Below are 10,645 nucleotides of genomic sequence, written 5' to 3' on the forward strand. Positions count from 1 at the left end.
ACCTCGGAGCCTGAACCGGTACTCCAGAGGATGGGCAGCAGGCCCGCCATGATGGCGACGACCGTCATCATCTTGGGCCGGACCCGCTCGACCGCGCCGACCATGATGGCCCGGCGCAGGTCCGGGCGCGCGAGCGGGCGTCCCTCGCGCTCGCACTGGGCGCGGACCTCGTCGAGGGCGTGGTCGAGGTAGACCAGCATGATCACCCCGGTCTCGGCAGCGACGCCAGCCAGGGCGATGAAGCCGACCGCCACAGCGACCGACAGGTTGAAGCCCATCCACCAGAGCAGCCACACCCCGCCGACCAGGGCAAAAGGCAGCGACAGCATCACGATGAGTGTCTCGGTCAGGCGCCGGAAGTTCAGGTAGAGCAGCAGGAACACGATCAGCAGCGTCAGCGGCACCACGACCGCGAGGCGCGCCTCCGCACGCTCCAGGTACTCGTACTGTCCGCTCCACTGCAGGGTCGTGCCCTGGGGAAGCCGCACCGCGTCTGCCACCGCCTTGCGCGCCTCGGCGACGTAGCCGCCGAGGTCTCGCCCGGCGATGTCGACGAAGAGGTAGACCGCGAGATGCCCGTTCTCGGTGCGGATCGAGGTCGGCCCTCGGGTGAGCTCGACCTTCGCCACCTCACCGAGCGGCACCGTGCCGCCGGTCGGCAGCGGCACCTGGACCTCTGTCGCGATGGCCCTTGGGTCCGAGCGGAAGGCGCGCGGGTAGCGCACATTGACGGTGTAGCGCTCGCGGCCCTCGACCGTGTTCGTCACGGACTGCCCACCCAGGGCCGTCGCGACGACGTCCTGCACGTCCCCGACCATCAGGCCGTAGCGCCCGAGCGCTTCGCGGTCCGGCGTGATGTCGAGGAAGTAGCCCCCGATGACCCGCTCGGCATAGGCGCTCGACGTGCCCGGCACGGCCCGCACCACCGTCTCCACCTGGCGGGCGACCCCCTCCATCGCCCTGAGGTTGGTGCCCAGCACCTTCACGCCCACCGGGGTGCGGATGCCCGTCGAGAGCATGTCGATGCGCGCGCGGATCGGCTGCGTCCAGGCATTCGACACACCCGGGAACTGCAGGGCCGCGTCCATCTCCGCCTTGAGGCTCGCGAGCGTCACGCCCGGGCGCCACTCCGCCTTCGGCTTCAAGGCGATGACCGTCTCGAACATCTCCATCGGCGCGGGGTCGGTGGCCGTGTTGGCGCGCCCAGCCTTGCCGTAGACCGAGGCCACCTCGGGGAAGCTCTTGATGATGCGGTCCTGGGTGGCGAGGAGCTCGCCGGCCTTGGTCACCGAGATGCCCGGCAGGGTCGTCGGCATGTAGAGCAGCGTGCCTTCGTCGAGCTCCGGCATGAACTCGGATCCGAGTTGCCGGGCCGGCCAAGCGGTCGCGGCCAGTACGCCGACGGCGAGCAGGATGGTGAGGAGTCGGGCTCGCAGAACGCCGGCGATGAGAGGCAGGTACAGCCAGATGAGGAGCCGGTTCAGCGGGTTGCGGTGCTCCGGGACGATGCGCCCGCGCACGAACAGCACCATCAGGGCCGGCACCAGCGTGACCGAGAGGAGCGCCGCCGCCGCCATGGCGAAGGTCTTGGTGAAGGCGAGCGGCCCGAACAGCCGTCCCTCCTGGCTCTCCAGGGTGAAGATCGGCAGGAAGCTCATCGTGATGACGAGGAGCGAGAAGAACAGGGACGGCCCGACCTCCGCAGCGGCCTCGACGAGGACCTCGACCCGCGGCTTGCCCGGGGGCGCCCGCTCCAGGTGCTTGTGGGCGTTCTCGATCATCACGATGGCGGCGTCGACCATGGTGCCGACCGCGATGGCGATGCCGCCCAGGCTCATGATGTTGGCGCCGATTCCGAGCGCCCTCATGCCGGCGAAGGCCATCAGGATGCCGACCGGCAGCATCAGGATGGCCACGAGCGCGCTGCGCACGTGCAGCAGGAACACGATGCAGACGAGAGAGACGACGATGCTCTCCTCGACCAGCGTGTGGCGCAGGGTGTCGATGGCCGCGTCGATGAGCTGCGAGCGGTCGTAGACCGGCAGGATCTCGGTGCCGGCCGGCAGGCTTTTCGCGACCTCTGCGAGCTTCGCCTTGACGCCCTCGATGACGTTGAGTGCGTTGGCGCCGAAGCGCTGCAGGACGATGCCGCCGGCGACCTCGCCCTCGCCGTTCATCTCGGTGATGCCGCGGCGCTCGTCCGGCCCGAGCTCGACCCGGGCGACGTCCCGGAGCCGCAGCGGCGTGCCGCCCACGGTCTTGAGCACGATGTTCTCGATATCGGCGACGCTCTTCAGGTAACCGCGCCCGCGCACCATGAACTCGAACTCGGACAGCTCGACCGTGCGCCCGCCGACGTCGGCGTTGCTCGACCGGATGGCGTCCCGGAGCTTGTTGAGGCTGATGCCCTGCGCGCGCAGCCGGTTCGGGTCCACGACGACGTTGTACTGCTTCACGAACCCGCCGACGCCCGCGACCTCGGCCACGCCCTCCGCGCGCGAGGCCCCGAACCGGATGACCCAATCCTGCAGCGACCGAAGCTCGGCGAGCGTCCGTTCCTTCGCGACGACGACGTACTGGTAGACCCAGCCCACACCGGTCGCGTCGGGTCCGAGGGTCGGCGTCACGCCGACCGGCAGGCGGCTCGCCGCACCGTTGAGGAACTCCAGCACGCGCGAGCGCGCCCAGTACGGGTCGGTGCCGTCCTCGAAGATGACGTAGACGAAGGACACCCCGAAGAACGAGAAGCCGCGCACCACCTTCGCCTTCGGAACCGTCAGCATGGCGGTCGTGAGGGGGAAGGTGACGACGTCCTCGACGGTCGTCGGACTTTGCCCGGGGTATTCGGTGTAGACGATGGCCTGCACGTCCGAGAGGTCGGGGATGGCGTCGAGCGGCAGGGTCTTGAGCGCCAGGACGCCGGTCGCCACCGCGAACACGGTCCCGATCAGCACCAGGACGAGGTTGCGGGCCGACCAGCCGATCAGGCGGGCGATCACGGCGTGCCTCCCGCGCTCGCCGCCTGCTGGTCATCCTTGGGCGCGGTCATGCCCTGCAGCGCCGCCTTCAGGTTGCTCTCGGCGTCAATCAGGAAGTTCGCCGCGGTAACCACGCGGTCACCGGCCGTGACCCCCTCGCGGATCTCGACGTAGCCCCGGCCGCGGAGGCCGACCGTCACCGGCTTCGGCTCGAAGCGCCCCTCGCCGTGGTCGAGCAGCACGACCTGGCGCTCGCCGGTGTCGATGACCGCGTCGTCGGGCACCGCCACCACTGGCTTGGCGTCGCCTGTCGCGATCTCGACGTCCGCGTACATCGACGGGCGCAGGGCGCCGTCGGGGTTCGGCAGCTCGACGCGCAGGCGGGCGGTCCGGGTCTCCATGTTGAGGTGGGGGTAGATCCGGGTCACCGTCCCGGTGAAGGTCCGGTCCGGGAAGGCCCGCACCCGCACCGTCGCCCTCTGTCCCTCCGCCACCCCGGCGAGGTCGCGCTCGGTCACGTCGGCCAGCACCCAGACGCGCGTGTGGTCGACGATGCGGAACAGGACGTCACCGGACTTGGCCTTCATCCCGTCCGAGACGTTGCGCTCGACCACGACGCCGTCCCGGGGCGAGGACCAGGTGATGGAGGGTGGTACCTTATGGGTGCGCTCGATCTCGTCGATGACCTCCGGCGGGATGGCAAGGTTCTCCAGCCGCCGGCGGCCCCCCTCGTAGCCGATGGAGGTCAGGTACTGGGCCGCGACCGCATTGATCTCGGGCGCGAACAGGCGCAGCAGCGGCTGCCCCTTGTGGACGTGGTCGCCGGTGGTGACCGGCTCGACCTTCTCGATGAAGGCGTCCGTGCGCATGGCGATGACGGAGATGCGGCGCTCGTCCTCCTCGACGCTGCCCGGCGCCCGCACCGGCAGAGACAGGACGCGGCGCTCCGCGAGCTCGGTCCGCACGCCCGTGCGCTGGACCTTGCCCGGCGCCACCTTCACGACGCCGCCCTCGTCCTCGCCCGCGTAGACGGGGATGTAGTCCATCCCCATCGAATCCTTCTTCGGCACAGGCGAGGTGTCGGCCAAGCCCATCGGGTTGCGGTAGTACAGCACTTGCCGGGCGTCGGACGTCGCCGCACCCTGCCCCGAAATGCCGTTCGCGGCCCTGTCGGCGGGCATGGCCTCGCCGTCCTCCGGGTCATCGAATCGCACGTCCTCGCTGGCACGCACGGCCCGGAAGACGCGCCCGTCGGCGGTCAGCATCGGCGCGAGCGAGTAGGCCGGCTTCCCGTCCGGGTCCCGATAGTAGACGACCGGCCCGGTCGCCTTCGCGGGGGACGGGGTGACCGGAGCCGGCTCGCCGGGGGGGCGGTGGGCGAGCCGGCTCCGCGCGCGCTCGACGAGCGCCGGCACGGGATTGCCACCGTGCCCGGCGACGTAGCCGGCGCTCCCTGCCACCAGCGCGGCGAGGGCACCGGCCGTCCAGCCCGCCCGGCTCATTTGACGGCCTGGAAGACGAGCTTGTTCTCGACTGTGCCCGTCTCGCCCTGGACCTTGGCCCCGAGCGACAGGCGCCAGCCTCCCGCCATCGAGAGCTTCGCCCTGAAGCGGTAGACGCCCGGCTCGGTCGAGGGGACCTGCTCGATCTTCGAGACCATCTCCTCCATGCTGTCGGGGGCCATGTCGATGCGCTTGGCGAAGATCACGGCGTCGGTCACCGGCTTGCCGGTGCGCCTGTCGACGAGGCGGACGGACAGGACGGCCTCGCCGACCTTCGCCTCACGCTGCACGAGCTCGAACGCGTAGTCCTTGATGTCGGCGACGGCTGGCCCCGTCAGGGCGGCAGCGAACAGCGCAGCCCAGAGGGCGCGCGAGAAGGATTTCCGGGTCACGTTTGTCGTCTCCTGAATGCGATGGATGGCCACGCGCGGACGCGCGTCACCGTGCCGGCGCAGGCGCCGGCGGCATCGGGTCAGGCTCTGGGAGGCTCTGGCGGCGGGGGGCCGTGCACGCTGGCGAACGAGGCCGCTTCGGGCCAAGCCGGCGCGGCGCACGTCGCCCCCGGCCTCGGGATGGGGACCGCGGTCGGCAGGAGCGAGGCGACGCCGGCGTTACAGAGCGCCTTTAGGGGGCAACCCGCCTTGGCGCAGTCCGGGTTCAGTGGCTTCTCGGGCGGGCAGCAGCGCATGTCGTCCATGGCCATGCCGGCCATGTCGGTCCCTCCCATCGCTTCATGGCCCATGCCGGGCATGGCCTCGCGGGACCCTTGCGCCTGCGCCGTCATGGAGGCGCGCATGCCCACGGCGGCCGCGGAAGCGGTCACCGGCGTCAGGGCGAGGCTGACAACCGCCATGAGCGGGAGCAGCCGCCGAAGGGCGAGCCAAAACGTCACGAATCGAGGATGCCAGTTTTCAGGGCGCGCATGAAGCCTCCCGGTTTCCCGCGCGCAGCGACCTGCAGGTGGCCTGGATAAGGCTTTCCACGGTGGGAAGGTCAAGCCCAGGATGGCAGCCTGACTTACGGTCGTCCCGGGTCAGGCCCTAGGGAACCAGGCGTCGCCCGAGCGGCCCTGCATCCGACGCCTCGATCATGGAGCGGATGCGGGCAGACATCGTGTCGACGGCGAAGGGCTTGGTCAGGACCGCCATGCCCGGTGCGAGATGGCCGTTCCCGAGAATGGAATTCTCGGCGTATCCGGTGATGAACAGCACCTTGAGGTCGGGACGGGTGACGCGGCCGGCATCGGCCATCTGCCGGCCGTTCATGCCGCCTGGCAGCCCCACGTCCGTCACCAGAAGGTCGATACGGACGTCCGACTGCAGCACCTTGAGGCCCGCGGCGCTGTCGGCGGCCTCGATGGCGGTGTAGCCGAGATCCTCCAGGATGTCGTTGACCAGCATGCGGACCGTCGGCTCGTCGTCCACGACGAGGACGGTCTCGCCCTGCTCGGAGCGGGGTAGCGTCGTCGCGACTTCGTCACCCGTGTCCTCGGCGATCTCGCCGTAGTGGCGCGGAAGGTAGACGCACACGGTCGTGCCCCTGCCGACTTCCGAGTAGATACGCACCTGCCCGCCGGACTGCTGGGCGAAGCCGTAGATCATCGAGAGGCCGAGTCCAGTGCCCTCGCCCAGCGGCTTGGTGGTGAAGAACGGCTCGAACACCCGCGCGACGACGTCCGGCGGCATGCCGGTACCGGTGTCGGTGACGCAGAGGGAGAGGTACTGCCCCTCGGGCATGTCATGCTGGCGTGCGGCCCGCTCGTCGAGCCATTTGTTGGCGGTCTCGACCGTGATGCGCCCGCCGTCCGGCATCGCGTCACGCGCGTTGATGCACAGGTTGAGCAGCGCGTTCTCAAGCTGCGGTGGGTCCACCAGCGCAGGCCACAGCCCGGATGCGCCGACGACCTCCACGGGAATGGCCGGGCCGACCGTACGCTGGATCAATTCCTGCATGCCGGAGACGAGGCGGTTCACGTCGGTGGGCTTGGGGGCCAGGGTCTGGCGGCGCGAGAAGGCGAGCAGGCGGTGGGTCAGGGCGGCCGCGCGCTTCGAGGCGCCCTGCGCGGCCGCCATGTAGCGGTCGACATCGCTGAGCCGTCCCTGTTGCATCCGGGTCTGCATCAGTTCCAGCGAGCCGGAGATGCCGGCGAGCAGGTTGTTGAAGTCGTGCGCCAAGCCGCCGGTCAACTGTCCGACCGCCTCCATCTTCTGCGATTGCCTCAGGGCTTCCTGAGCCGCCGCGAGTTCCGCCTCGCGCGCCTTCGCCACGCTCAGGTCGCGACCGACGGCGATGAAGTGCAGCCCGTCCGGCTCGGGCGCCACGGTCCATTCGATGGACTTCCACGACCCGTCGCTCGCGGCGATGCGGTTCTCGAACCGGGTTGGCCGCTTCGTGTCGCCCATCCGGACGAGGGCCGCAAGCGTCTGGTCCGTGTCGTCGGGATGCATGAAGGTCGCGTAGGGCCGCGACAGGAGCTCGGCCTCGGACCAGCCTAGCACCTGGGTCCAGGCAGGACTCACCGCCGACATCGTCCCCTGGTAGTTGGCGCGGGCCAGCATGTCCTCGGACAGGTTCCAGAGCCGGTCGCGCTCGGCGGTACGCTCGGCGAGGGTCGCGGCATGCTCCCTCTCCTCCGTCACGTCCCGCGCGCTGCAGTAGAATTGCCCGCCCTCGGGGACCGCGACCCAGGCTAGCCAGCGGTACCCACCGGCGGTGGTGCGGCAGCGGTTCTCGAAGCGGAGGACCGCCTCCCCGGCCCGTAGCCGATCCAGCGCGGCGTGGGTGGCCCTGACGTCGTCGGGGTGGACCAGCTCGACGAAGGGGATGCGTGCGGCCTCCGCATCGCTCCAGCCCAGCAGCGACTTCCAGGCCGGGTTGGTCCGGACGAAGAATCCGGCGTCGTCGGCGATGCCCAGGAGGTCCGTGGAGACCTGCCAAGTCCGGCTCAACTCGCGTGACCGTTCGGCGACCTGCCGTTCGAGGTCGGCGTTGAGGTCGCGCAAGGCCGTCTCGACACGGCTCCGCTCAACCGCGATGCGGGTCCTGCCCGCGACTTCCCGGATGAAGGCCAGGTCGTCCGGCGCCCAGTCCCGCACCTCGGCATGGTTGACGAAGAGGGCGGCCACGAGCCGACCCTGTTCGAGCACCGGCACGTTGACGAAGGCGTGCGCGCCGCGCCCCTTCGAGGCCTCCGCCGCGCCCGCCGTCCTATCGTCGCGCTCGACGTCCGCGATGCTGACGAACTCGCCGCGCTTCAGGCTGTCGATGAACGACCCGTAGGTCCGCAGCGGCACGACGCCGGCGAGGGTCTCGACGCCCGGTGCGTTCCAGTCGCGCTCGACGTGGAGCGTCTCGGCGTCGGGGTCGATGGTGCCGTATCCCACACGGCTGACCGCCAACGTCTCGCCGAGGACCTGCGAGGCCGCGAAAGCGATGTCGTCCGCCCTCGTGAGCTCATTGAACCGGTCGGTGATCCGCACCAGCGCCTCGCGCCGCGTCTCCGCCCGCGCACGGTCGGTGACGTCCGCGCCCTCGATGAAGATACCCCCGACCGTACCGTCGACATCCCGGATCGGTTGGTAGACGACGTCGACGAAGCGCTCGTCATGCGGGCCGCCCGGCACCGCCTGCACGGCGTAGCGGATGCCATGGAACGTCTGCGGCACGCCGCTGTCGTAGACCTGGTCGAGAATTTCCAGGAACCCTTGCTCGACCGCGTCGGGCAGGGCTTCCGCGACCGTCCTGCCTACGACGTCCCGGTGGCCGACGAGCTTCAGGTAGCGGGGATTGGCCAGTTCGAACCGATGCTCCCTGCCGCGCAGCACGGTCATGAACGTCGGGGTCTGCTCGAAGAGGCTGGCGAAGCGCTCGCGCTCGGCCGACAGGCGGCGCTCGGCCAGGACCTGCTTGGTGATCTCGGTACAGGCACAGAACAGCCCCGCGACCGTGTTTCTGTCGTCCGGGACGGGCGTGTAGGAGAACGAGAAGTGCGTTTCCTCGGGGTAGCCGTTCCTGTGCAAGGTGAGCTGGAGGTCGTCCATGTGCACCGGGTCGCCGGCATACACCCGATCCATCAGGACCCCGACCTCGATGCGGACCTCGGGCCAGACATCGAAGAACGGGCGACCGAGGGCATCGGGATGCCGGGCGCCGAGCATGGGGGCGTAGGCGTCGTTGTAGACGAGCGTACGCTCGGGACCCCAGCACAGGAACATCGGCTGGCGCGAGCTGAGCATCACTCGCAACAGCGTCACGAAGGCTTGCGGCCACCGGTCCGCCGGCCCGAGGAACGTCGACGCCCAATCGTGGGCGCGCATCCGCGCGCCCATGTTGCCCCCTCCTGCCAGGAAGCCCGGAGCCTGGGTCATCGGATCAGGCTTGCCCTTGCGCTAGCGGAGACCGTGTCGACCACGGGACCTGACCTACCGTGTGAGCCTCGTGCCGGGCTTTCACGCGCATCGAAGCGCGGGTGAACTCGCTGGCCGAGGTGTGCTTACTTTGGGTGGCTTGGCTTTTCGACCATCCGGCGACGGGCACGACCAGGGAGGTATGACGCGAGCGCTTGGCGGGCATGGCAGCGGCTTAACACGTTTGGCTGGTCGGGATGTCTCCCGTTTTGTCCCACCCGGCGTTCCGACGGAGCTTGCGCCGTCCGTCCCCGACCTATGGCGGCCCCGTCTCGGAACGCGGCAGGCCACTCAGGTCAGGCTCGAACTCCGCAGCTTCGAAGCTCCCTTTCGGGATGCCGCATACGGGCGGCGACCAGGTGCTGGCGACAGTGCGCCTGGCCGCCCCCCGACGCGTGCTGGAGAACCACCGAGTTGGCGCGCGCTACACTCGTAAGTGCGCGTCGCCCTGGCGACCGGCCCGGAGGGCGAATTGCCGGCCGATGTCCACCTTCCTCGGCCGGGTGTCCGGTCGCGGACACATCTCGTCGCGGACCCAGCGATCCAGCCACTAACGGCGTGGTTACCTCGTTGTTCGAATTGACCGATGCGGTTGCCGCCGGATGGCGGACAGTTGAAGCGGACGGTCGCGGCTGCTCTCCCCCGGGATGCAGGAGGCCGCCGAGGATCCTGCCTTCATCTTGGACGTGCATGGCAACGTCCCGAACTTCAAGCGAACGGTCCTGAACACCGGAGCCGTGTCCGGCGGACCAACCCACCGCAACGGCTCGCGCTCCGGCGGGGGAGAAGGTGCCCGACGGCAAGCCCGCGCACGCGGACAACGACTGGCATGCGCACGGGTACAGGCACGAAATGCCCGGCAGGAGATAGGAGTTCTCCGGGCGGCCCGTCCAAGCAGGCGGTGCGGACATGCGGATGCTACCCGAACTCGCGGGTTTTCGCGCCTGGCCGCGGGCATCGGGTACGCGCCCGCGAAGCCTCCCGCGCACGTTACTCCCCATGCGCCGCCCCCAATTCCGGCCTGCGACCTCAGTCGTCGAAGTCGTGGTGGTGATGGTGCCGCTCGAACCGGCGCGGCTCGTATTCGTCGCGGCGCGTGTGATGGTGCCGGACTACGACGTCGTCATGGTCGCCGTGACGGTAGACCTCGACATGATCGTGCGGCCGCCGTTCGCCATAGCCGCGCTCGTAATATTGGGCCGAGGCCGCGGCCGGCGCGATGACGATGGCCGCGGCCATCAAGCCTGCAAGGTGTCGCCGCATCGCTGTATCCTCCGGGGATTCGTATAACGGCAGGTTGCGCCGCCGCCGTTGAATGCGTTCTGAAACCGCCGTTCAGGCAACCGTCACGCTGGGTTCGCCGACCTTTCGAGGAGCGTGGGACTGGGCCGCCCGCCGATGCCGCCGTCCCGGCCCCGGGTCGACGTTCCGCTACACGGTGGCCGTGCTCCTCCACGATGGCGCGCTTGCGGGCGTCGCCGTGGCGGTGACACTCGCGCACCACCGTGCGGTCGTGTTGATGTCGGTCCTCGACGCCGTGCGCGTGATCGAGCTCGCGGTGCTGGTGGCCGCCAGCGTGCGCCGAACCTCGCCGAGGCCGTCGTCCAGAGGGACCCCCGGCAACGGCGCCTGGGATGCTGGTCCGCCACCCGCAAAGCATCGGGGCGCGGTCGTCGGGACTGCGGCACAATGGCTTGGAGCCTGTGCCATTGCCGCAAGCGGCGGCGCCCTGTTAGGTTGCCCGGGATAATCTTGCGAC

The 10,645-nt window shown here is 69.7% G+C and carries 6 protein-coding genes; all 6 read right to left on the reverse strand.

Annotation, left to right across the window (positions count from 1 at the left end; translation table 11 throughout):
* Positions 1-2,999, reverse strand: a 2,999-nt coding sequence (locus AX737_RS22980) for a CusA/CzcA family heavy metal efflux RND transporter (protein ID WP_066925311.1), incomplete at its 3' end; no start/stop codon positions are given.
* Complete coding sequence (locus AX737_RS22985) at positions 2,996-4,480, reverse strand: efflux RND transporter periplasmic adaptor subunit (RefSeq protein WP_003602903.1); 1,485 nt, start codon at positions 4,478-4,480, stop codon at positions 2,996-2,998. The genes AX737_RS22985 and AX737_RS22980, both read right to left, overlap by 4 nt.
* Positions 4,477-4,872 carry a FixH family protein gene (locus AX737_RS22990; RefSeq protein ID WP_003602904.1) on the reverse strand — a complete coding sequence of 132 codons (396 nt, stop codon included), beginning with the start codon at positions 4,870-4,872 and terminating at the stop codon, positions 4,477-4,479. Before AX737_RS22990 ends, AX737_RS22985 begins: the two co-directional genes overlap by 4 nt.
* Before the next feature lie 80 nt (positions 4,873-4,952).
* Positions 4,953-5,372 carry a hypothetical protein gene (locus AX737_RS22995; protein ID WP_003602905.1) on the reverse strand — a complete coding sequence of 140 codons (420 nt, stop codon included), beginning with the start codon at positions 5,370-5,372 and terminating at the stop codon, positions 4,953-4,955.
* A 148-nt stretch (positions 5,373-5,520) separates the two neighbouring features.
* On the reverse strand, positions 5,521-8,808 hold the full coding sequence (locus AX737_RS23000; RefSeq protein ID WP_003602906.1) for a PAS domain-containing protein: 3,288 nt from the start codon (positions 8,806-8,808) through the stop codon (positions 5,521-5,523).
* 1,107 nt (positions 8,809-9,915) lie between these two features.
* The gene (locus AX737_RS23005) at positions 9,916-10,149 is read right to left on the reverse strand and encodes a hypothetical protein (RefSeq protein WP_003602908.1); all 234 of its coding nucleotides are present in this window, start codon (positions 10,147-10,149) and stop codon (positions 9,916-9,918) included.
* Positions 10,150-10,645: the final 496 nt, after the last annotated feature.

Origin of the sequence: Methylobacterium sp. CCH5-D2 (assembly GCF_001556475.1) — a bacterium.
GTDB lineage: Bacteria > Pseudomonadota > Alphaproteobacteria > Rhizobiales > Beijerinckiaceae > Methylobacterium > Methylobacterium hispanicum.

Excerpts from the sequence above, each read along its gene's own strand:
- AX737_RS22985 (WP_003602903.1), bottom strand. The coding sequence starts at position 4,480 with ATGAGCCGGGCGGGCTGGACGGCCGGTGCCCTCGCCGCGCTGGTGGCA.
- AX737_RS23000 (WP_003602906.1), bottom strand. The coding sequence starts at position 8,808 with ATGGGCGCGCGGATGCGCGCCCACGATTGGGCGTCGACGTTCCTCGGG.
- AX737_RS23005 (WP_003602908.1), bottom strand. The coding sequence starts at position 10,149 with ATGCGGCGACACCTTGCAGGCTTGATGGCCGCGGCCATCGTCATCGCG.